This window comes from Yoonia sp. R2-816 (genome assembly GCF_046762905.1).
Lineage (GTDB): Bacteria > Pseudomonadota > Alphaproteobacteria > Rhodobacterales > Rhodobacteraceae > Yoonia.
This window is the reverse complement of the sequence record NZ_JBKQXN010000220.1, coordinates 1-21,130: the sequence shown is the minus strand read 5'-3', so window position 1 is coordinate 21,130 and position 21,130 is coordinate 1. Positions and strand designations below refer to the sequence as shown.

At 57.0% G+C, this 21,130-nt stretch carries 22 protein-coding genes; 12 read left to right on the top strand and 10 right to left on the bottom strand.

From position 1 onward, the window contains the following. Positions 1-4 precede the first annotated feature (4 nt). The 7 genes from ACFWW2_RS15965 to ACFWW2_RS15935 all read right to left on the bottom strand — a co-directional run bounded on the left by ACFWW2_RS15965 (position 5) and on the right by ACFWW2_RS15935 (position 6,166). Positions 5-1,072 (bottom strand): hypothetical protein, encoded by a 1,068-nt coding sequence (locus tag ACFWW2_RS15965; RefSeq protein WP_393929516.1) that lies wholly within the window; start codon positions 1,070-1,072, stop codon positions 5-7. A gap of 89 nt (positions 1,073-1,161) precedes the next feature. Beyond that, on the bottom strand, positions 1,162-1,977 hold the full coding sequence (locus tag ACFWW2_RS15960; RefSeq protein WP_393929514.1) for a PKD domain-containing protein: 816 nt from the start codon (positions 1,975-1,977) through the stop codon (positions 1,162-1,164). 18 nt (positions 1,978-1,995) lie between these two features. Beyond that, positions 1,996-2,751, bottom strand: a complete 756-nt coding sequence (locus ACFWW2_RS15955) for a hypothetical protein (protein ID WP_393929512.1) — start codon at positions 2,749-2,751, stop codon at positions 1,996-1,998. Further along, positions 2,736-3,770, bottom strand: coding sequence for a hypothetical protein (locus tag ACFWW2_RS15950; RefSeq protein WP_393929510.1), 1,035 nt, complete (start codon positions 3,768-3,770; stop codon positions 2,736-2,738). The genes ACFWW2_RS15955 and ACFWW2_RS15950 overlap by 16 nt, the downstream gene beginning before the upstream one ends. Before the next feature lie 541 nt (positions 3,771-4,311). Further along, complete coding sequence (locus tag ACFWW2_RS15945; protein WP_393929508.1) at positions 4,312-4,605, bottom strand: hypothetical protein; 294 nt, start codon at positions 4,603-4,605, stop codon at positions 4,312-4,314. A 99-nt stretch (positions 4,606-4,704) separates the two neighbouring features. Then, positions 4,705-5,547, bottom strand: coding sequence for a phytanoyl-CoA dioxygenase family protein (locus ACFWW2_RS15940; protein WP_393929507.1), 843 nt, complete (start codon positions 5,545-5,547; stop codon positions 4,705-4,707). Further along, positions 5,537-6,166 carry a TetR/AcrR family transcriptional regulator gene (locus ACFWW2_RS15935; RefSeq protein WP_393929505.1) on the bottom strand — a complete coding sequence of 210 codons (630 nt, stop codon included), beginning with the start codon at positions 6,164-6,166 and terminating at the stop codon, positions 5,537-5,539. Before ACFWW2_RS15935 ends, ACFWW2_RS15940 begins: the two co-directional genes overlap by 11 nt. Before the next feature lie 71 nt (positions 6,167-6,237). Here ACFWW2_RS15935 and ACFWW2_RS15930 point away from each other — a divergent pair, with 71 nt between their 5' ends. Further along, complete coding sequence (locus ACFWW2_RS15930) at positions 6,238-7,935, top strand: AMP-binding protein (RefSeq protein WP_393929503.1); 1,698 nt, start codon at positions 6,238-6,240, stop codon at positions 7,933-7,935. A gap of 981 nt (positions 7,936-8,916) precedes the next feature. Here ACFWW2_RS15930 and ACFWW2_RS15925 read toward each other — a convergent pair. Continuing rightward, complete coding sequence (locus ACFWW2_RS15925) at positions 8,917-9,345, bottom strand: Rrf2 family transcriptional regulator (protein ID WP_393929501.1); 429 nt, start codon at positions 9,343-9,345, stop codon at positions 8,917-8,919. A 105-nt stretch (positions 9,346-9,450) separates the two neighbouring features. Between ACFWW2_RS15925 and ACFWW2_RS15920 the strand changes: the two genes are divergently transcribed. Genes ACFWW2_RS15920 through ACFWW2_RS15910 form a run of 3 tightly spaced genes read left to right on the top strand, consistent with a single transcriptional unit; the run spans position 9,451 to position 11,479 of the window. Continuing rightward, positions 9,451-10,578, top strand: a complete 1,128-nt coding sequence (locus ACFWW2_RS15920) for a GTP-binding protein (protein WP_393929499.1) — start codon at positions 9,451-9,453, stop codon at positions 10,576-10,578. Further along, complete coding sequence (locus ACFWW2_RS15915) at positions 10,575-11,210, top strand: DUF1826 domain-containing protein (protein ID WP_393929497.1); 636 nt, start codon at positions 10,575-10,577, stop codon at positions 11,208-11,210. Before ACFWW2_RS15920 ends, ACFWW2_RS15915 begins: the two co-directional genes overlap by 4 nt. Beyond that, on the top strand, positions 11,207-11,479 hold the full coding sequence (locus ACFWW2_RS15910; RefSeq protein ID WP_393929495.1) for a DUF6525 family protein: 273 nt from the start codon (positions 11,207-11,209) through the stop codon (positions 11,477-11,479). The genes ACFWW2_RS15915 and ACFWW2_RS15910 overlap by 4 nt, the downstream gene beginning before the upstream one ends. Positions 11,480-11,487: 8 nt before the next feature. On the opposite strand, the gene ACFWW2_RS15905 is transcribed toward ACFWW2_RS15910, so the two are convergent. Next, on the bottom strand, positions 11,488-11,877 hold the full coding sequence (locus ACFWW2_RS15905) for a hypothetical protein (RefSeq protein WP_393929493.1): 390 nt from the start codon (positions 11,875-11,877) through the stop codon (positions 11,488-11,490). Positions 11,878-12,295: 418 nt separating this feature from the next. Between ACFWW2_RS15905 and ACFWW2_RS15900 the strand changes: the two genes are divergently transcribed. Genes ACFWW2_RS15900 through ACFWW2_RS15865 form a run of 8 tightly spaced genes read left to right on the top strand, consistent with a single transcriptional unit; the run spans position 12,296 to position 19,945 of the window. Next, positions 12,296-13,144 carry an ABC transporter ATP-binding protein gene (locus ACFWW2_RS15900; protein ID WP_393929491.1) on the top strand — a complete coding sequence of 283 codons (849 nt, stop codon included), beginning with the start codon at positions 12,296-12,298 and terminating at the stop codon, positions 13,142-13,144. Beyond that, positions 13,141-14,127, top strand: coding sequence for a FecCD family ABC transporter permease (locus tag ACFWW2_RS15895; protein ID WP_393929489.1), 987 nt, complete (start codon positions 13,141-13,143; stop codon positions 14,125-14,127). Before ACFWW2_RS15900 ends, ACFWW2_RS15895 begins: the two co-directional genes overlap by 4 nt. Further along, positions 14,124-15,173: a FecCD family ABC transporter permease gene (locus ACFWW2_RS15890; protein ID WP_393929487.1), complete on the top strand. Its 1,050-nt coding sequence runs from the start codon at positions 14,124-14,126 to the stop codon at positions 15,171-15,173. Before ACFWW2_RS15895 ends, ACFWW2_RS15890 begins: the two co-directional genes overlap by 4 nt. A gap of 53 nt (positions 15,174-15,226) precedes the next feature. Further along, complete coding sequence (locus tag ACFWW2_RS15885; protein ID WP_393929485.1) at positions 15,227-16,183, top strand: ABC transporter substrate-binding protein; 957 nt, start codon at positions 15,227-15,229, stop codon at positions 16,181-16,183. A gap of 43 nt (positions 16,184-16,226) precedes the next feature. Further along, a complete protein-coding gene (locus ACFWW2_RS15880) occupies positions 16,227-17,168 on the top strand; it encodes an ABC transporter substrate-binding protein (protein ID WP_393929483.1) in 942 nt (313 codons plus the stop codon). Beyond that, positions 17,165-18,133 (top strand): ABC transporter substrate-binding protein, encoded by a 969-nt coding sequence (locus tag ACFWW2_RS15875; protein ID WP_393929481.1) that lies wholly within the window; start codon positions 17,165-17,167, stop codon positions 18,131-18,133. The genes ACFWW2_RS15880 and ACFWW2_RS15875 overlap by 4 nt, the downstream gene beginning before the upstream one ends. Then, positions 18,130-18,966 carry a hypothetical protein gene (locus tag ACFWW2_RS15870; RefSeq protein WP_393929479.1) on the top strand — a complete coding sequence of 279 codons (837 nt, stop codon included), beginning with the start codon at positions 18,130-18,132 and terminating at the stop codon, positions 18,964-18,966. Before ACFWW2_RS15875 ends, ACFWW2_RS15870 begins: the two co-directional genes overlap by 4 nt. 13 nt (positions 18,967-18,979) lie before the next feature. Continuing rightward, positions 18,980-19,945 (top strand): ABC transporter substrate-binding protein, encoded by a 966-nt coding sequence (locus ACFWW2_RS15865; RefSeq protein ID WP_393929477.1) that lies wholly within the window; start codon positions 18,980-18,982, stop codon positions 19,943-19,945. A 349-nt stretch (positions 19,946-20,294) separates the two neighbouring features. Here the strand turns inward: ACFWW2_RS15865 and ACFWW2_RS15860 are convergent, their stop codons facing one another. Next, positions 20,295-20,780, bottom strand: a complete 486-nt coding sequence (locus tag ACFWW2_RS15860; protein WP_393929475.1) for a hypothetical protein — start codon at positions 20,778-20,780, stop codon at positions 20,295-20,297. Positions 20,781-21,130 lie beyond the last annotated feature (350 nt).

Sequence of the window (21,130 nt, the reverse complement as noted above, 5' to 3'; positions counted from 1 at the left end):
CTGCCTACTCTCCCGTTCTTGTGTTGCCTTGTTCATCAAACAAAAACGAGACGTGGCCGGTCGCGATTTTGTCCAAAGCCTCATCCCCAAATTTGCCATCGACGCTAACCACGTCGCGATAGTTGCCCAGAGCACCAGCCAACATTTGACCAAAAACGGTTGGGTCGTAGTCGTGAAAATCAAGATCGGGAGAATTAACGGAGATTTCCGGTTTGCCGTTCTTTCCAATGTAATCCGTCCGGAACGTTGGGGGTTCTTTGATATGAATGTTAGCTGCAAGATGGCGCGCGTAAACTTCGCGCAATTGGATCGCAGACATTGGATTAGGCAGAACTTTAAGCTGGTCGCTCAGCATACCCGCAGTGGCACCGCAATCATCGAGGACGTAAATCAATGCCAAGTCATTAACTTGTAGAAGCAGGGCACGGCCTGCGAGGTTGTCACAATAATCGAAGGGCCCGTCCTTTTGGGACAGGTCCAGTCGTAAGAGTACGAGGGTACCAAAAACCTGTTCAGACACTTTGACTCCTGCTGTCGCAGCGCGCGCAACGGCATGGATGTGGTGCAAGTCTCCAAGTTCGTAGTGATCTCCGATCATCTCAACCATGTCTCGTAAGTCTAGCGAGATAGAGTTTTTGAAATCGCGCAAATGAACCTTTGCAAAGATCAGAGACAGCCACGCGCACAGGAGGTTGTGGCCACCGTTTCTGACATATTCGAGGGTCGCGTCATAGCCGGCACACAACGACTTGCTCACTGGAACCTCATAGGTTTCCGCAAGTTCACTGTTGCATACTGCGCAACATGGGATCTTATACGTACCGTATTTGACGCGATTGCCGCTGGGCAGTGTCAGACTTTCATTGTGCATTCCGCAATGCCTTAGAAGCCAGTTTGGAAAAACATGTTCGTTGTTGAATTCCTTGTTGGGCGCCGCACCGCAGACAAAGCAATGGCCTTGCTTGCAAATCTCGTCTTTGAACCGCTCGAAAGAGAAGAAGACCGTCTTACCGTCAGTGTCTTCAACACTGCCATCCGGCATGACGACATAAGCAGTTAGGCCGGGTATCATGGTTCTATAGCCTGTCTATCTTGCGCGGCTACGCGCTGAGGATGATGAATGTGTTGAGTTTGACACTGGTTGAGTGGCAGCGCATTCGGTCAGTTCCTAATGGATAATATGTAGTCTTCTGGCGAGTCGAACGTAAGGAAGCCAGAACCAGCCAACCCGTTTTGTATGTTTAGCTCCATCTCACCCAAAGGAACGATTTGAACAGAGCTGCCCAAATCCCTTAACGCATTAACCACAACTTCTCTGACAGAAGGGTCAAATGGAGGAATCATGACCTTTGCGCCTGCAAAGAGATCATTGTCCAAGTAGTCTATTGCACCTTCGACAAAGGGAATTGATGCCGCATAAACAGGTGCTTTCTTGTCGGGATCAAAGATGACAATCGGGCGAGAGACCGTGCGCTGAATATCTTGCCAATCGATAGCTGCAAGAATGACCCGATAGGCTTGGTCGGTAGCTGCCGGATCGCGACCCGCAAAGAGCACTACGCCAACAAATCCGTTTTCCAAGGTTACAGTGATTGGCGCGACAGCAGTCGCAGTCAGCCCTGTTTCATCGGTGACATCGACAGAGACTGAGTAAGTGCCAGGCAGATTGAATCGGCAATCTGCGATCTGTGCGTTGGCTTCTGAATCGCAGTAGCCAACAGAGCTCTCGGTCGCAGGGTGACCGCCGATCTTCCAGCGGAATTCATTGATACCAGTGGACGCGGTCGAGCTCGAACCTGCTGCGCTGAACTGAATGTTTTCACCAGCAGTGATCGACGCCATTTCGGGAGAGATCGCAGCCATCGGAGGTACATCTGGTGCTGTAGCTTTTCCAAGAAAGAACCCTCCGACTCCCAGTACTGCCCCGACGACGACACCCGAAATGATCGGTCCAAGGATTGGATGTGGATCAGGCATGGCGTCATCCTTGCAGGTTTAGAGTTGATAAATTTTGTTTAGAAGCTCGTGGCCTTCGTCACGTTCAATGGCCACATCAAAGTCTTTGGGCTTGAAGGTCCCATCTTCTGCAAGATGTGCAATGTATGCCCTAAGATCTTTTTTTAGTGGTTCTGAGACTTCTATGGTCGATGTTGGCGTAAGCAGTTGTAGAAGACGGAAGACATCATTGCGGTGTTTTTTGATGTCTGAGCCCTTAACTTTTTCGCCCTCGTCTCGCCTGCGAGTGAGATCGACAAATGCCCGCGCTTTAAAGGGGATCAGCAGTGTTTCATCGAGAACATGTATGCCGTCTATGGTGCGGCGAGAATCTACTAGCGCCTGGTAGTAATCCTTCTCCAAAAGGATTGCGGACAAGCTAAGCATGTCGTCTGAAACCGCAATTGTCGCAAGTTCGTCGTCACTGCCCAGATCAACGGCGGCATCTGGACTGGAAAACAACTCTAGCATTTCGGGATAGTTCTTATCCTGTGGCTGATGGAACCGATAAAATTCCCGGCGTTTTTCGCCCCTTTCGCGGGCTTGGTACTGGCCAGCGTCAAGGAAGTCTTTCAAAGCCTTTCCGAAAGCTATGTCGACGACCTCTACGCAGAGAACCATGTCGATGTCTCGGGTGGCGCGATAATCAACGCCAACTTCTTCGAAAATAAGAGAACATGCCGCTCCACCGATAAGCGCATAATTCTCCTCATGACCCGCGAAGTGTTCTCGAAACTTATCTATGCCTGGAACCACCCAAAGTTCTCCATCAAATGAACGGCTGCACCCACAACACGTTCATCTGCATGGTTTTGAAATTGCATGTAGAGAGACAGAGGATCAGCTTTGTGTTCACCTGTAACGATATCTGGATCATATCGCCAGACATCGACACTGTAGTTCCCTTCGTCAGAGTGATCGACTTCAACTCCAAACTCGCCGGCCTGCAACGTTTTCCAGTTCTTCGGGCCGACCGCAAAATGTGGGGTTCGAGGCGGATTGAGCATGGATTGTTCAGATAAGGCCATTTCGCCGCCATAGGGAAAGGCTTGCGGCAGAGTCGTGCCATAAAAGCCCTTTGGCATGTGACGAGCGCGGAAATAATGTGTGGATTTCACAGGCGTCCGCATCAGCGGTCGTGCCAGCGCGAATGTCTCCTGTCGATCAGCGGGAAAGACGAGGCGTTTGCTACGGCCAATGGCCTCAACTTTCGCCAGTTGGTTGGCAGTGAGCTCTTCAAACGCCCGGCCGATGGTCATGGCCGAATAGCGAAGTTTTTTGGCAAGACTGCTTGGAGTCCATTGGTCATGATTGTCTTTAAGAAGGTGGCGGATGACGACCACCTGGGCCGCTGGTGATAGGCTGGACGCGGAAGATGGTGCGCGAACACGGAAGTATTCGCGCAAGTCCATTGCCAAGTCTGGAATGTAGATCTGGTTCTCCAACACGACAAATGGGAGGGCCTTTTCGATCATTCGTGCGCGCACATAAGCCGACATGTGTTCGAAGACGAAGACCACTACCCCATCGACTTCTCCTTTAATGCGGTCCTGGCGTTTGGCCAACTCCGATGGGGTTGCATCGTGATCGCCTGACACAAAGGCGAAGATACAAGGCACTGACAGTAGATGCGTTTGTGCAAATTCGAATTCTTTGGCGAGGAACAGCGGTAGCGCGTCTTGTCCTTGCCAGGGTTTGAGATCAAGGCGTAGATGTAGAGCCGATTGCAGATAGTCCCGCAGTCGGTTGGTGTTGTGGGTTTTGGCGTCAGTCACTAACATATTTTTGCACTCTAACATTCACTATGTTAGTAATCAATTTTTATGTTAGTAATTGTTTTGACATGTGACTTTCGCGAAGCAAATATCACGTCAACGACAGGAAAGTGATCTTCCTGTCCCTTAGCGGGCAGACCGCAAACGACGGCGCAGCGCACGGTTACCTTCAGCCTCTGGGGGGTCGAGTCCGGCTGGGGGCGGAATCGTATCATTAGGCATTCCCGACCTTCGCTGCATCGTGCATGAATTGGTAAGTTGCGGGACAAAACCGTCATTGGATTTATTGCCTTCGCTGGCGCAGCATCCGTTCGCAAGCGCGGCACAAATGTTGTTGCGACGCAGCGAATGTCACCAAAGCAGTCGTTCAAGGGCGTGGACTTAGCCCGGATCGAAACCATACTTTCGCCGCGGCGGGATCCGACAACTCAGACGCGGTACGATGCTGCCGTTCGCTGCGCTTTGTACTAAGATCTGTTCCTCTGAGGCATAAGTTTGAAACGGCCCCTCCGTTACATTGTCAGGGCCATCTCGTTCGTGGCTAGACCTTCGTCGCGGTGAAGGGGAACACGCCGAACACGCCCATTTTGACGTCACCCGACATAGTATCGCCTGTCGCGGTTCCGTCGAACTCTAGGGCGACGGGCATGGGTTTGGTAATGTCTGCGGTCCAGGAAACGGCGTTGCCGTCGACGCGGCCGTTCTCCATTTCGGCCTCGCCGAGGTCGTCGGAACGCATCATGCCGGTCAACGCGTCTCCCTGTATGGCGATGTCGAGCGAGGCCTCCTTGCGGCCAAGTGGGCTTTCCATCTCGATGTTCCAGGTTCCGTCCATGGGTGTCATTCCTTTGGCATAAGGGCAGTTGAAGCACGCGCTTCGGCAGGGAGGCCGCGGCGTGCAGAGGGTGTCATTGAAGGCGGCGAGGCCCATCTCTCACGCGGTCTCGAGCAAGCGCAACGGATGCTTGCCGTTGACCATGCCCATGAAGGGCCCATAGATGGAGTAGCCGACGAGGCCGCGCAGCTCGGGCGACATCTCCCGAACGGTGTCGCGGTTGAGCTCCAGAAGGAAATTCTCCTGCTGGCGCATGTAGGCCTCGCAATACTGACAGGTGACGGCGAAGCGCGCCGCGCCCGAGCGGTTGGCTCCACCCCCGTGCCAAGTCGTGCCTAGGAAGAAGATCACCGAGCCGGCCTTCATCACGGCGGGGATGGTCTCCTCCGGCTTGGGCGCGCGGTCGGCACCCCATTCATGGCTGCCGGGTATGATGACGGTCGCGCCGTTCTCCTCGGTGAAGTCGTCGATGGCCCAGACCGTAGCGGCGCCAAGCGGCGGGCGCGGGCGGGGGATTTGGTAGAACCCGTCGTCGGCATGTAGCATTTGCGCCTTCTCGCCGGGCAGAATGTTGATGACCTGCGCTTGGCTTAAGAGGAAGCTTGGCTGGAAGAACTTGTCCATCAACCCCAGGATACGGGGGTGCGTGGCCAGCTTGTCTATGGCGCGGGTCTTCGCGAGCACGTTGTAGACGCGCTGCGTGTCGGCCCCCTCGAAGCTGTTGCGCCCCTTCTTGTCGAGGAGAGGCGTGCATTCGGAACGGATGCGCGCGATCTCATCCGCGTCGAGCAGGTCATTGATGATGACGTAGCCGTCTCGTTGGACCTTCTCCCAGTCGGCGTCGATCTGGGGCGACTTGCGCTCGGGGCCGGGGACGTGGGCCTTGTATTTCTTTGCGAGGTCTCGGCCGAGATCCTCCTGCTGCTTTAGGTCATCCGACATGGGATGTTCCTCCTTTGGTGACGTGATTGTGGGCGGCGGGGCCGAGATCGAGAGCGGCCGCCACGAAGGACCAGATGTCTCGGACAGCGGCATTGGCGTCGATCTCGCCCTCTCCCGCGATGAGTGTGTTGATCGCTTGACGTTGAGCCCCCATTAGAAGGGCGGAGAGCATCCGGGGCGGGACGGTGCTGCGCACGACGCCCGCGCGGCCCCCCTGCTCGAGGTTGCGCGCGCCAGCTTCCACGACTGCGGCCATGTGCTCGCGCTCCAGGTCGAGGACCTCCGGGGCGTTCGACAGCCCCCCGTAGATTAGGACCGCCAGCGCCCGGCGTTCCAGATGGTAGGCCACGAAGGCTGCGAGGCGGCGATGCTCGCGCGCAGCCCAAGGCAGGTCGCGCGGGATCGCGTCGCCCAGCGTCACCTCTTGCAGCGGTCCGTAGAACCGCGCCGCAACGGCCGCCAGCAGCCCGGCCTTGGAGCCGAAGTGGTGATAGCCGCTGCCAACCGAGACACCAGCCCGCTTGGCGACGGGCAGCATTTCCAGATGGCCGCCATTCGCCACGAGCTCTTCCTCCGCCGCGCACAGCAGGCGCTCAGCCATCCCGATCTTCGTCGTCATATCAAACTCCGAATTGAATTCGATTCAATATTGGCATAAAGGTAGGTCCATCGTCAACTGGGAGGAATGACATGACGAGGATTGACATACCGACGAACGCGACGCGCCCCTGGCTGGCGAGCTACCCCGACGGCGTGCCTGCCGATTTGCCGGAGGACCGGCCCGCCACCCTTGTAGAGATCGTCCGCGAGACGGCGCGCCGGCATCCTGATCGGCCTGCTTACGAGAGCTTCGGGGCGACGCTCACCTTCGCGCAGTCGGTCGCGGCCGCAGAGCGGGTTGCGGCCGCGCTCGCTGACTTGGGCCTGCGACCCGGCGACCGGATTGCGATCATGATGCCCAACGTGCTGACCTGCCCGGTCTCGATACTCGGCGCGATGCTGGGTGGCTTCGTGGTCGTCAACGTCAACCCGCTCTATACCGCATCGGAGTTGAAGCATCAGGTCCGCGACGCGGGCGCGCGGGCGCTCATTGTGCTGGAGAACCACGCCCATGTAATCGAGGCGGCGTGTCCGACCGCGATGGGGCTGGAGCATGTCGTGGTGGCCAAGCCTGGCGATCTGATGGGACCGAAGGGCTATCTCGTGAACCTAGTCAGCCGCCGGGTGAAGCGTGCGGTGAAGCCCTATCGGCTACCTGGCGCGATACCGTTCCGCAGGCTCTTACGCTCCAAAGCGCCATTCCGAGCCATCACTCCCGCCTCCGAGGACGTCGCGCTTCTCCAGTATACCGGGGGCACCACGGGCGTCGCCAAGGGTGCCGTCCTCACCCATGCTTCTGTCTCGGCTAATGTGGCTCAGTTAGAGGCTTGGCTACGTGCTAGCATCGACGTTGACCGCGACGGCCACCGCATGGCCGCTGCCCTCCCGCTTTACCACATCTTCGGTTTCACGGTCTGCTTTATGACGATGATGCGCATCGGCGCGTCCTGCGTGCTGATCGCCAATCCACGCGACGTGGGCGGCTTCGTCAGCACGCTCGACAAGGGCCCGGTGACGATGATCTCAGGGGTGAACACGCTCTATAACGCGCTTCTGAACCACCCGAAGTTCAGATCGGTCGACATGGCAGGCCTTGTCTTCGCAATCGCGGGCGGGATGGCTACGCAGCGCGTGGTGGCGGAGAGGTGGAAGGCCGCCACGGGCGTCGCAATCGTCGAGGGCTGGGGTCTGTCGGAGTCCTCGCCTGTCGCCACCGCCAACCGCCTCGACCTCGCGGACTTCTCTGGCCACGTCGGCTATCCGCTGCCTGGCACGGAAGTGCTCGCGCTCGCTGACGATGGGGCCCCCGTCCCCCAGGGCGAGGTGGGCGAATTGGCCATCCGCGGCCCCCAGGTGATGCGCGGCTACTGGAACCGGCCGGAGGCGACGGCCGAGGTCCTGTCGGACGGCCTCCTGCGCACCGGCGACTTGGGTATGATCCATCCCGACGGCGCCGTCGAGATCTTTGACCGCAAGAAGGACATGATCATCGTCTCGGGCTTCAACGTCTTCCCCAACGAGGTCGAGGAGGTCGTCGCCGCACATCCCGCCATCCTGGAGGTCGCCGTCGCGGGCCTGCCCTCCGAGACCGCGGGCGAGGCCGTCGCGGCCTTCGTCGTCCTGCGCGAGGGCCAGAGCCTGACGCTCGCCGACCTGCGCGCCTTCTGCGGAGACCGTTTGACGCCCTACAAATGCCCCACCGTGCTGGAGATCCGCGAGGAACTGCCCAAGACCGCCGTGGGCAAGTTCCTCCGGCGAGAGCTGAGGGAAAAGGGAAGGGCTGTGTGAGTGTGAAAGCGCGCGCACGGACCCATCATCGCCATGTCCTCCACTCTCAAATCAAGTGAATCAGGACTGGATCATCAGATCAACAGACTTTTTCAACACTATCTCCGCAACTTGATCGTTGCCACGCAAAATTTTGCTCCGTCATGACTGAATGGCAGGTATCGCGTCCGCCCCGCAGCGTTGCGAACCGAGCAAGTGCGACGATTCTCACGCTGCGAGCGCACGCAGCGAGAAAAACGAACTTACAGGATGGGCTCTTTCGAGACATTCGCTACGCGCTGCATGAAGGTCCGCAACTGAATTTTGGGTCAGAAGTGCTTGACGTTTCGGTCAGAATTGAAAGACGTAATTTTCTTGTTTCCTGAAGTTTCGGCTGCCAAAAGTGTCAAAGGTTTGGGAAGTTCCACATTCAAAGGCTTAGCGAGAGATCGCTAAGCCTTTTTCAATTCTTAGTCTCTTTTTAATCTCATAAATACGATGAGAACGGTTGATTTTGTATGTTCAGCAATGAGCGTAATACATACTGGTTCGGTCTTACAAAAGCTTGATCCACAACCATAAGCTGCTAGCCTACAACCTCCTCGGGGACTTTGTCGAAACCCGAGCATCGCGATGCTCTTCTATCTAGGAGAGATCGAGATGTTCTACAATCCGAAACGCAAGCACACCAACAACGGCATGCTGTCGCCCGTTGACTTCGAAAAAAGACAGCTCAAACTAAAACAGGCGGGTGTCTAGGAAACTTGGGGCACCTCACTTCTTCGCAGTTGCGGCGCGGCTATTGCTGCATCGCAGCCCATATCGCCAGAACGGTCATTCAAGACTAGTCTGAGCTGTCAAATCCAAACCCTCCACGCGCTGCCTCACTGAGCAACCATCGAGATGCGGACCAAGCTACTGTTCAATTTTGGGGCATCGGTGTCAGCTTTTGCGCTCCGTTACAGCAGAAAATACCTGTCTCCAAGAACTTGCGAGGATCTCTCAGCTTCCGCAATAGCTGCAGGAGCTTGGATGTACATCTGTGATTGTTGTTTCTCGCAGCCGCTCTACAAGACTTGCCTCAATATCATGGAGAACTTCGGAAACCCGTGCTTGCAGGCCCGTCTCGACGCTACAATGCGACGGTTCTGCCTCGCCACCGCTTCCTGCCACGAGCCTTTCGTCCAAAGCCAAATAGACGTCCGCAAATGTAATGCTGTCAGCGGCCTTGGCTAGCTGCCACCCACCCGCATGTCCTTTTTCCGAGGTCAGAAGACCCGCTTGGCGCAGTTTACCCAACACGCGCCGCACAACGACAGGATTGGTGCCGGCGTGGTCGGCAATGTCGGCGGACGTGCGCACACGACCCGGTTCGCCTGCCATGTGGCTGAGGGTATGCAGAGCGAGGGATAGACGGCTGTTTCGTTTCATAGGCGGCGTTCCTTCAAACTGTCAGTCTATGTAACAATGGATGTTGCATTTATCTAGTAACTGAGTAAGTTGCATGATCGTTGCCGTCCTTGCAGGAGATCAGACATGTCAGACACGCGCCTTCCCGTTACCGTCCTTTCCGGATTTCTCGGCGCGGGCAAAACGACGCTTTTGAACCGGGTGTTGAACAACCGCGAGGGGCGCCGGGTCGCGGTCATTGTCAACGACATGTCTGAAGTGAACATCGACGCCGATCTGGTGCGTGCGGATACGGAACTGAGCCGCACCGATGAGACGCTCGTCGAGATGTCGAACGGCTGCATTTGCTGCACATTGCGTGATGATCTGTTGGAAGAGGTGCGCAGGCTCGCTGCTGAACGCCGTTTTGATTATCTGCTGATTGAATCGACCGGGATATCAGAGCCGCTTCCGGTCGCCGCCACTTTCGATTTCCGGGACGAGTTCGGCGAGAGCCTGTCAGACGTTTCGCGCCTAGACACAATGGTAACGGTTGTTGATGCCGTGAACCTGCTGAACGACTACTCCAGCCATGATTTCCTAAAGGATCGTGGGGAGACGCTGGGGGAAGAGGATGAGCGGACGGACGCGGCCCGCAAAATCATCCGCAGTTTGAACGCTGATGCCAAGATTATCGAAACGGACCATTCCGATGTCGCCGCCGAAGCGATCCTCGATACTGGCATGTTCGATTTCGAAAAGGCCCACGAGCATCCGATGTGGGCCAAGGAGCTCTATGGCTTTGCTGACCACACGCCGGAAACCGAGGAATACGGCGTGGCCTCTTTTGTCTATCGCGCGCGCCTGCCGTTCATTCCGGAGAAGATCCTCAGCGTTCTGAACGGCGATTTACCCGGTGTGATCCGCGCGAAGGGGCATTTCTGGATTTCCACGCGACCCGGTTGGGTGGCCGAGTTCTCACTTGCCGGAGCCTTGTCGAGCGTCAAGCCGCTGGGAACCTGGTGGGCGTCGGTGCCGAAAGAGAATTGGCCCGATCATGAAAGCGCCCGCGCCTACATGCAGCAGCACTGGCAAGAGCCGTGGGGGGATCGGCGGCAAGAGATTGTGTTCATTGGCGCGGGTATCGATTGGCCTGCGCTAAAGGCGCGGCTGGATGCCTGCTTGGTCCCCGCAACGGCGACAAGCGGGCCAGGTGATTTGCCAGATTATCCCGATCCGTTTCCAGCCTGGCGGCGGCAGGAGGAAGCGGCATGACGCTGGCGCGTGCCCTTGTCAGGAACGAGGCAATTGGTGTCGCCGTCGCGGACAAGCCCGAAGACCTCAAGACATTTCTTCAGCCCGGTTGCGCAGCTGCGATCTGGCGCCGACAACCCGAGCCCGCTTTTCAGAAATGGATCGACACTCTCGATCCATCCCTATTGCCGCAGGGACGGATTGTCTTGCCTACCAATGTTGTTACTTCAGCGGTAACAGCGCTTTGCGACGCAGCAGGAACCCCTGATTGTACCGAACGCGATCAACTCATCGGTGATGTTAGCGCCTTGGCTGAGATCTTCGCCGAACTGAAGAATACGCCCTATCTCCGCTTGCGCCTTCAGGCGGTTACGACAAATGCCTGTCGTAAGTTCCATATCGACGCGATCACGGCGCGACTTGTGTGCACCTATCGTGGCCCGGGAACGCAATATGGGATTTCAACCGACGGCCAGGACCCTGCGCGTGTCTTCTCGGTTGCAACGGGTGCACCGATCCTTTTGCGCGGCACGCTTTGGCCGGAAAAACCTGCCTCAGGTATGCTGCACCGTTCGCCACCCATCGAAGGGACCGGAACGACCCGCCTCGTTCTCGTGCTGGATGCGGTAGACAGCCCGGAGGATGACATTTGACCCGCAACCTCGGATCGACATCGCTCAAATGCAAGCGACGCTCGGCTGATCCGATGCGCAGCTACGACGCTTTGCCTGCGTCGCTGAGACATTGGCTGGCGCAAGCTACGCTGCCTTGGTCGCCCACGTCAGCTCGTCGTGTATGGAATCGCGCCTGTGCGAAAGGACTCAGCCCTGAAGACGCGATATCCGCTTTATCACAAGCAGAAGCCCGCACGCTGGCGCGCGACCGCTTTTCGATCATCAACCATCTGCCAACGAACACCTGAAGGAACCTTTATTTCACTTTTGACCCGCATAGCCTAATCGCAGCGCCCCAATCACGCGCCAATCGTCCATACTGGCGCGTTGAGATATGTGGCCGGTCATGGAAGTGGCTGGGAGATATGAACTGACACGCGAACATTTCTGGCGATTTGACCCAAGCCAAGACGGTTTCACGCGTGTTTTCCATCAGTTCAAACTGGACTGGGCGCTTGGTCTTGCTATGGATCACTGAGAAGCGTTCCCGAACGCGATCATCCTTCACCAGGTCAGATACGGCTAGTTTGACCAGATCACAGCCGCGCAGCTTGCTGTCGATGGCGACGTTGAACAAAGCCAGGTCGCGTGGATAGCCCGCCAGTTCGAGCAGTGCCCGGATCGCCCAAACCTGTTTTGGCAGCAAGGGCCGTTTTTGGCCGATAATCCGCCCCTCATTCCAGGCTCTGCGTTTCGGGGTGGTTGCGGAAAGTCGGACTCTTGGCGTGATTTGCCCCTCTACCCCACTCCAAACCCAATCAACAGCACCACGCTGGCAGAGGGATTTCATCGTCCGTGGCAAGGTCAGCTTTCAGGAGCAGACCAACCGCGTCGTTGTTACATGTGCATTCGGCCGCTCTGGGTGAGGAGTAACTAATGCTGCGCCTTCTTCCAATGTCTGCGTCTAAGCCGGAGTCTTCCGAGCGAGGACCGTAAGCATGCGACCGTCGTTCTATTTCTTGTCTTGCGCATCGGTCATATCAAACTGTCTTCACATATCCTGACTAAAAAAGTAAGGTAAACGTGAGGCCGATAAAAATAGTCTGCATTTTGTGAGATTCGAAGTGAAGCATGCCAAGACAGACATAGAATTTCTTGCCAGTCGAACCGGAACAGTATCCGCGCCGTGCCTACGCGCTGATCGTCTGTGCGTCGGTTATGCAGCAACGAAAATTGTCCATGATGTCGACCTGCAGGCAAATCCGGGTGAAGTGACTATTCTTGTCGGACCAAATGGCTGTGGCAAATCGACATTGCTGAAAGCGATGGCACGTGTCCTCAAACCAATGTCGGGAGCAGCGTTGCTGGATGGGCAGAGTGTTCATGCCATGCCGACACGCGATCTTGCGAGGCAACTCGCGCTTTTGCCGCAGGGGCCTATCGCTCCGGAAGGGCTGACGGTGCATGAGCTTGTGAGCCAAGGGCGTTTTCCGCACCAAAGCCTGACGCGGCAATGGTCAGCCGACGATAGCCGCGCGGTGACGGATGCGATGAAGGCCGCCGATGTCGCAGAATTTGCGGATCGCCGCGTCGACAGCCTCTCAGGCGGACAAAGGCAAAGGTGCTGGATCGCGATGGTTTTGGCGCAGGAAACTGACGTGATCCTGCTGGATGAGCCAACGACGTTTTTGGACCTCAAGGTGCAGGTCGATGTCATGACATTGCTGCGCGAAATCGCGCGCGAAAAGGGGCGGACACTTCTCGTGGTTCTGCACGAGTTGAACATCGCGGCTATGTTTGCCGACCATATTGTCATTATGCGCGACGGGCGGCTGATCGCCCAAGGCGCGCCCGAGCGGGTTATTACGACTGAAAATCTTGCTGCGGGGTTCGGACTGCAAGCAACAGTCATCATGGACCCAGTGACAGGCCGACCCGTTTGCCTTCCTGCGATTGCGGGGCCAGCGACATGACCAAGGCCGGATGGTTCGGTTTGCCCGCTCTTTTGGCCGCCCTGATATTGGCCTTTGGCTGGCACATTGCCGTAGGCGCAAAGACAGTACCGTTGCATGTCGTTTTAGAGGCGCTCGTTGCCTACGACAAAAGCAACTTTGACCATGTTGTCGTCACTGATCTGCGCCTGCCACGTGCTGTTTATGCCGTACTGGTGGGGGCGGCTTTGGCAGTCGCTGGGGCTTTGATGCAGGGCGTCACGCGCAATCCGCTGGCGGAACCGGGCGTTCTGGGCCTGTTGACCGGTGCATCTTTTGTCGTGGTCATGGCCGTTGGCTATTTTCAGGTCATTGATCCGGCCTTCATCCCACTGCTCGCCGCTTTGGGTGCGGCCGTGACAGCCGCCTTGGTCTGGGGGATCGCTGCGGCCGCCCCCGGAGGATCAACACCGCTGACCCTTGTGCTTGCGGGTGCGGCCATCACTGGGTTCCTCGCGGCGTTCATTTCATTGGCCCATTTACTGGATCAGGAGAGTTTCGACCGCCTGCGTGTTTGGCTTACGGGTACTTTGGCAGGGCGATCGACGGATGTGTTGTTCTGGGCTTTGCCTTGGTTGATCGGCGGGCTGTTATTGGCTCTCTTGTTGGCCCGCCAAGTCACCGCTCTGGCGATGGGGGATGAAACCGCAGTGGGTCTTGGTGTCGATGTCGCCCGCGTCAAAATGTTGGCGATGCTTTCGGTCATAGCGCTGACCGCGGCGGCGGTGGCTATCGCTGGCCCGATGGCCTTTGTTGGCCTTGTGATCCCACATGTTGCGCGCATCATTGTCGGGGCGGACTACCGCGCGATTGTACCGGTTTCGGCGGTATTGGGTGCTGTCTATCTGCTCGTTGTCGACATCGCCGCCCGCATGGTCCTCGCCCCGATTGAAGTGTCAACAGGAATTGTCACCGCCCTCTTGGGTGCGCCGTTTTTCGTGTGGCTTGTGAGGGCGCGGCTGTGAGCGTGTTGGTCCTGAGCCCTTGGAACGGGCGCATTTCCCTGCGCTTGCATCGCCATGCGCTGGTTGTCGCCGCACTCTTGCTCGTCGCGTTGATCGGTGTGAGTGTCGCAAGCCTGATGAGCGGAAGCTATCCGCTGAGCTTGCGCGGCGTATGGCAGACGCTGACGGGCAATCCACCCGAAGAGATTGCACAGACCGTGCTATGGGAATTCCGGTTTCCGCGCACGATCGTGTCCGCCGTTGCTGGGGCGCTGTTCGGGCTGTCCGGCGCGATCCTGCAATATGTCACCCGCAACCCCTTGGCTGACCCGTCGCTTGTCGGCGTCAGCCAAGGGGCCGGTCTTGCGGTCGTGTCAGCCATTGTGCTGTTTCCCGAGATGAACCTTGTCTGGCGTCCTTTACTGGCTTTTGCTGGCGCGCTTATCGTCGCCGCCCTGATCCAAAGCATCGCGATGCAGCGCACGGGTGGGGCCACGATGCGCTTTATCCTCACGGGCATTGGCGTTGCCGCGTTTATCGCTGCGATCACAAATACCATGCTGACTTACGGCGATATCGATCAGGCTCAGGCGGCTTTGGGTTGGCTTGCAGGTTCGATCCACGCCGTTGGTTGGCCCGAGGTCTGGAGCCTGACACTGTGTCTGGCGATCTTGACACCCGGGCTGATCTGGTCGGCACGCTATCTGTCTGCTTTGCGGTTGGGGCCGGAGGTCTCCATAGGTTTGGGCGTGCCAATCAGAGCCGCCCGGATCGGGATGATCACGCTGTCGGTGGCGCTAGCGGCCTTTGCAGTCGCGGCCGTCGGTCCGCTTGGTTTTGTCGGCCTCGTCGCGCCGCATCTGGCCCGCCGTCTGGCGTATTCCGGTGTCGGTCAGCATTTGTTGCTGACGGCATTGACGGGTGCGTTAATGGTCGGCTTGGCAGACTTTATCGGGCGCATCGCCTTTGCCCCCGTCCAAATACCTGCGGGCATTCTCACCGCGATCCTCGGTGTGCCCGTATTCCTGTTGTTGATCCTGAAGACCCAATCGACCCGCCAGCTCTAGGCGCTACGCGCCAAGCCAGCTCACATTCTGTAGCCTATCAAAAGGAGACGTCCATGCGACGTATCAGTCTTGCTGTTCTGGCCATCTGTGCCGCAACCCCATCGCTTGCCTTGGAATGTGGTGACGGCATGCGGGCATTTACTCATATGACGGGGGAAACCTGCATCCCCGAAAACCCACAACGCATTGTCTCGCTCGGATCCAAGAACGTCACCGTGCCATTGATTGAACTTGGACACGCCCCCGTCGGAAGCCAAGGATCACTACGTGAGGATGGAACTGCGACCATCCGTGCCTCTGCCGTCTCAACCGGTGTCGAGTTCGACAATTCCGACATCACTTTTGTCGGAGACTATCCGGTTGATCTTGAGTTGGTTGCAGCACTCGAACCTGACCTGATCATCTGGCCCGATTGGCAGGACGAGGTGAACATGGATCAGTTGACCCTGATTGCCCCAACGATTGCTTATGCGACCGATGCGACTGTACATGACGCGCAAGCATTCTATGCGCGCTTACTGGGTGCGGAGGATGAATTGGCCCGCGCGAAGGCACGCTATGATGCCCAGATCGCGCAGCTGGCGGCGCTGGTTCCTGCAGGCACCACCGTGAGTGTCATCCATGGCGGGGACGGCGGTTTCTGGACGAGCTATCCTTACGGCAATCTCACTCTGATCCTTGAAGATGCCGGTTTCGAAGTGGTCGATATTCTGGCGTCGATCGCACCCGGTGAATACCCCACCTTTTCGGCAGAGCGGCTACAGGAATTCGATGCCGACTGGGTATTTACGACCTATCGCACAGACCGGGGACAAACACCGACCGATGCGATCGCCGCCATGGAAAACGCCTTTCCGGGGTATTGTGACGTTCTGACAGCCTGCGCCGAAGGACGTTTCATTGCCCTGCCGCGCGAGGAAGTTTCAACCCCGTCTTATGACGCTGTCGGCGCGGCAATCTTTGCGCTGACTACGCATATGTCCAACCCTTTCACGCAACCCAGAGACTAGGAGCCATTCGGCAATGCTCTTATATGTACGAAATGCCCTGACAATGCTGGCCGTGCTTATATGCACCTGCGCCGCTGCGCTTGCTCAGGAATTCCCTCTTACTGTTGAAACAAGGTTTGGCCCCGCCGTGATCGCCGAGCGACCTGACCGGGTTGCGACGCTTGACTTCAACGGTGCGGACGACCTGCTCGCCCTTGGTATTCAACCGGTCGCAATCCGCTACTGGTATGGCGACTACGAACAAACCGTCTGGCCCTGGGCAGTAGAGTTTTTGACAAGTGATCCGCTGGTGATACACCGCGAGATCGACCTTGAGGCATTGGCAGCAACAGACCCGGATGTCATCCTCGCCATGTGGTCCGGCATTGATACGGACATGCACGCAAAACTGTCGCAGATTGCGCCTGTCGTTGCAGTGTCCGACGGTGTTGGCGACTACGAAATGCCATGGGACGCCCGCGCGCGCCTTGCCGGACTGGCAACCGGTCGCCTGGAACAGGCAGAGACTGCAATAGCGCGCCTCAACGCACGATTTGATGATCTGCAAACGGCCAATCCCAACTGGCAAGGACGGACCGCCAGCGTGGCCTATGTTTGGGATGGGCGGCTGGGCGTCTACGGCAGCGGCGATGTGCGGCCGCAAATCCTGTCAAATCTGGGCTTTGCGACACCCGCCGCAGTGGATGCATTGGTTCCAGAGGGTGGCTTTGCCGTGGATATCAGTGGCGAAAGCCTGCCCGATATCGACGCCGATGTGATCCTTTGGTTTGCTTCACAGGAGGATTTCAGCCCGGTTCTGAACCTGCCGGGCCGCGATGTCCTAAAGGGTGGCGAGATCTTCGTTGATGATCTTCTGACCGGCGCATTCAGTCACGCCTCACTCCTCAGCCTACCCTATGCGCTGGATCGTCTCGAGCCGGCATTGAACGCATCTCTAGCGTCTCCGAAGGCGCCCATAGATTTGACCGAAGGAAAGACCCAATGACCCCAAGGTTTGCACTTGCCACATTTGCCGTGGCCCTATTTGCCACACCTGCATTTGCTCTGAACTGTGACGTGGGCTTGCGTGCATTCACCCATGCGGGCGGCGCAACCTGCATCCCTATCGATCCACAGCGGATTGTTACGCTACAGGATCAGAACGGACTTCTACCACTCATGGAACTTGGCGTGACACCAATCGGGTCATCCGGGCACGTCAACAGCGCGGGCGAACAGATTTTCCGCCGGATGGAGGGGTATGACACTTCTGCTGTGATTTGGGTTGGATCTTACGGCGGTCCACCGGATGTCGAGACAATCGCAGCGCTGCAACCCGACCTCATCATCGCATCGCCATGGCCACCCGAGGCTCCTGACCTGCTCAACGGTGTGGCGCCCGTTGTCGTGATCGACATGTTCAACCAGCCGCTCGAAGACGCGTTGTTTCAGTTTGCCGATGTAGTCAACCGCACCGACCGCGCGGCAGAATTGCAGGCCCAGATGCAGGTCCGCGCTGCCCAAGTGCGTGCGGAGCTTGGTGACTTGATGGACACGACAACCTTGTCGGTGGTCACCCGCGAACATGAGGGCGACGGGTTCTATGGCATTGAACCGACACAAGCCTTCGGTGCGATCCGCCGCGCGCTCGATCCTACCATGACCCCTGCCGAGGCGGACTGGAGCACGGATCGCGCAAACAAGAGCCTTGAGCTCATCGGCGATCATGCCGCCGATGTGATGATGTTCCTCACGTTCGATGCGGATGCGGGTGGTGCTTCTTCGGAATACGACGCGTTTATATCCGAGCCAATTGTGCAGGCATTGCCGGTTGCGCAGGCGGGGCAAATCTATGTCCTTGACGGATCACAGATGGTCGGATCGGCCTGGGGCAAGATCGTCAACGGAATGGAGCAGATCAGTGCCGTGTTGCTGGATGACAGCATCAACCGCGATCTGGTGATCGAATGATCCATATGCGCCAGACATGGCAAGACCAGGCCATTGCCCTGCCACGGCTGGACGATGACTTTTCACCGATCGTAGGGCTGGAGAGAGACGCGGACGCCGTGTCCCTTGAAGCCGTGCCGGTGCCGACACTTAGGCGGTGGATGGCGGATGCCGCGATTGACGTAGACGGGCCGGACACAAAGTTATGTGCAGCCTACCTGATGGGTGATCTGAGTTTTGCGGTGGTCCAGACCTTTGCCGCCTTGGCCTTGCGCGGGCACTGGGTTGTTGGGGCAGATATGGATGCGGTGCATGTCTGTCCGCGTTTCGTGCAGTGGACGGAGGACGGCGAAAACGGCGTTTCCCAGGCGTTTGACCTGACCTTGACGCCTGACGCGCTCGCATTTGCACCGTCACTGTCGCCCTATGCCTTTGCAAAGACGGTAGAGGGTCTTTTCCACCCTTTGGTCGGAGACATGACCCATCTGAGCAAGCTGAGCAACACAGCCTTTCACAGGCTGGTCGGGGACAGCATCGCCTATGCATTTCTGACCCACGGTCGCGCACTGGACCGCGAACAAGAGGGGATGGATGCTGCAATGTCCATCTTGCGGGAACCGGGCACGAAACTGACCAATCGCAAAGTCCGTTTTGACCACATCACTTTGCCCGAAGCGCCAGAGATCGGCCAGTGGCTGCGAGTGCGCGGCGGATGCTGCCGCGCTTACACTCGCCCCGGCAAACCGGATTACTGCACCACCTGCGTTCTGCGTGACGACGCAAGCCGCACCGACCGGTTCCGCAACTATCTGCGCAGGACCTACTTGCGGGCAGACAACCACACCTCACGATAAGGAAAACCAGACTATGAGACTCGTTACTCTCTTGGCCGCAATCCTGTTTGCGACCGCAACTGCCGCACAGGACATGCGCACGGTCACAGACGCCTCTGGTACAGAGGTTGAAATCCCCGTTCAGCCTGAACGCATCATCGGCATGCATGATCAATCGATCACTTTGACATTGATCGAGCTTGGCGCGCCTGTCGTTGGTTCCATGGGCCGCATGACGGACGATGGAACGCTTTATATGCGCGCGGTTGACTTGTTCTATGGCCTGGATTTCGAAAACTCCGGCATTGCGTTTGTCGGGCAGTGGAATGCATGGGACTATGAAACCATCGCCGGCCTTTCGCCCGACTTGATCCTTGAATGGGAGGATGCAGACGCCAACCACATCGAAAAGCTGCGTACCGCCGGGCCTGTCGTACTGATCCCGCGATCGAATGAGGCCTTTGTGAGCACCCGCGCCATCGCGGATGCGGCGGGTGTTATGGACAGGTTTGAATTTGAACGCGCGCGCTATACCGCCTTGATCGAGGATGCCCGTCGTTGGGTGCCGCAATTGCAAGGCGCAAGTTACGCCAAGATCCAAGGCTGGGATGGCAGCCTTGAGGTTTACGCTGGATATGGCGGTCTGACGCAGGTTCTGGAAGACCTCGGCATGGTGCGGACAGATTTTGCGCAATCCATGTCAGATCGGGGTGTGATCTGGGGAGAAACGGTTAGCGCTGAGACGATGCCAGAGCATAACGCTGACTACCTTTTTGATACCTTCACTGTGGCTTATGGTGATACGGCTGCTAGCCCTTTCGAACGATTGAACGACGTCCTGCCTGGCTGGTGCGACATCCTCACAGCCTGCGCCGAGGGACGCTACATCGTCCTGCCGCGCGAGCATTCAACGGGCACGAATTTCGGATCGCTTGAGCGGCAGATCTATTATGTAGTGACCCATGTCGGCGGCAGGCCAAGTCTTGCAGCGGTGAATTGACTTTTAGGAGAAGCGGTCGTTCGATGTCTTGTCATGGATGACCGCTCCTCCCACATCCTCTTTCTTACATCGACTTCTTCACTGCGCTTTGCATCAACGACCGCTACTTCAGCTGCGTTGCGGCATTGTATATTTCGCTTATGCAGCGATCGTACCGCTGCATGCGCACGCAGCACAAAATCAAAAGGACCGCCTTGGGCTCTTTTGAAACCTTCGCTGCGCAGAGGATATACGGCGGGTCTCGGAGAACCGACCTTTCGCTGCGTCGTGTTCGAACTCAACAGATGCGGGACGAAGCAGCCTTCGCGAATTGCATCGCGTATGTCCGGTTTGGATATGAACTGAAGCGCTATGAAGTTTGAAAATGCTCATCAACGAGATAGGTGATCTCCGCCTTGAGTGCTTCAGGTGTGAGTGCTTCGATATTATTTGTTGTCATAAGGTCAGCATCAAAGCACATGGCATCAAAGTCCTTTGACAGGCAGTAACTAAGCATAAAACCGGCAGCGGCATGTTCAGGTTCTCCTGCTAGCACGATGCTCAAGCATCCTGTTCGATCACCTACTACCGTTCGCAACCGGACTTCCATAGAGTCGTCTAATTCTTCATCCTCCACAAAGCTATCAATGTCGCAGAAAGTTGGTTCCAATTTGTCGTAATCATAAACTGGGTCAACACGGCCACCGGCAAGCTCAAATGCAACAACCGCCTCTGCGCTTCTTGTGTTCCACGAACTCGGCAATGTCAGGCGGAACCCTTGTTTTTCAATCGATGACTGCAAGACTTCGACTGTCGGAACGTTACTTGTTTGAATAAAATTTGCCAGCATCATCATTGTTAGGTCCTACTTTGCATCTGTTGTGTTCTCGGAAAACTGAAGCACAGTGGTCAAGCGAAGACACTCCCTAAAATGCGTAATCGAACGGGGAGAGTTAGCTTACCGGATCACGTCAAAAGCGGATTTGAGTCAAAGTCGATCCACGCGGATAACATGTTAGGTTTTGCTGAATGCCGACATTCATTCGTTGCGCAGCATTGGTCGATTTGGGCTCCAAGCAGACCTCGGATGCGGCGCAGCATCAGCTCTCAACCGTTATTCGCCGCATCTTGCATTAAGGTCCGGTGTTGCTGTCGGAGGTTTGTCAGCATCAGCACGATTGTCTATGCCGTTTCACTATTTCTCCA

Excerpts from the sequence above, each read along its gene's own strand:
- ACFWW2_RS15860 (WP_393929475.1), bottom strand. The coding sequence starts at position 20,780 with ATGATGATGCTGGCAAATTTTATTCAAACAAGTAACGTTCCGACAGTC.
- ACFWW2_RS15875 (WP_393929481.1), top strand. The coding sequence starts at position 17,165 with ATGACCCCAAGGTTTGCACTTGCCACATTTGCCGTGGCCCTATTTGCC.
- ACFWW2_RS15960 (WP_393929514.1), bottom strand. The coding sequence starts at position 1,977 with ATGCCTGATCCACATCCAATCCTTGGACCGATCATTTCGGGTGTCGTC.
- ACFWW2_RS15915 (WP_393929497.1), top strand. The coding sequence starts at position 10,575 with ATGACGCTGGCGCGTGCCCTTGTCAGGAACGAGGCAATTGGTGTCGCC.
- ACFWW2_RS15895 (WP_393929489.1), top strand. The coding sequence starts at position 13,141 with ATGACCAAGGCCGGATGGTTCGGTTTGCCCGCTCTTTTGGCCGCCCTG.
- ACFWW2_RS15965 (WP_393929516.1), bottom strand. The coding sequence starts at position 1,072 with ATGATACCCGGCCTAACTGCTTATGTCGTCATGCCGGATGGCAGTGTT.
- ACFWW2_RS15865 (WP_393929477.1), top strand. The coding sequence starts at position 18,980 with ATGAGACTCGTTACTCTCTTGGCCGCAATCCTGTTTGCGACCGCAACT.
- ACFWW2_RS15935 (WP_393929505.1), bottom strand. The coding sequence starts at position 6,166 with ATGACGACGAAGATCGGGATGGCTGAGCGCCTGCTGTGCGCGGCGGAG.
- ACFWW2_RS15870 (WP_393929479.1), top strand. The coding sequence starts at position 18,130 with ATGATCCATATGCGCCAGACATGGCAAGACCAGGCCATTGCCCTGCCA.
- ACFWW2_RS15920 (WP_393929499.1), top strand. The coding sequence starts at position 9,451 with ATGTCAGACACGCGCCTTCCCGTTACCGTCCTTTCCGGATTTCTCGGC.
- ACFWW2_RS15940 (WP_393929507.1), bottom strand. The coding sequence starts at position 5,547 with ATGTCGGATGACCTAAAGCAGCAGGAGGATCTCGGCCGAGACCTCGCA.
- ACFWW2_RS15885 (WP_393929485.1), top strand. The coding sequence starts at position 15,227 with ATGCGACGTATCAGTCTTGCTGTTCTGGCCATCTGTGCCGCAACCCCA.
- ACFWW2_RS15925 (WP_393929501.1), bottom strand. The coding sequence starts at position 9,345 with ATGAAACGAAACAGCCGTCTATCCCTCGCTCTGCATACCCTCAGCCAC.
- ACFWW2_RS15880 (WP_393929483.1), top strand. The coding sequence starts at position 16,227 with ATGCTGGCCGTGCTTATATGCACCTGCGCCGCTGCGCTTGCTCAGGAA.
- ACFWW2_RS15930 (WP_393929503.1), top strand. The coding sequence starts at position 6,238 with ATGACGAGGATTGACATACCGACGAACGCGACGCGCCCCTGGCTGGCG.
- ACFWW2_RS15945 (WP_393929508.1), bottom strand. The coding sequence starts at position 4,605 with ATGGACGGAACCTGGAACATCGAGATGGAAAGCCCACTTGGCCGCAAG.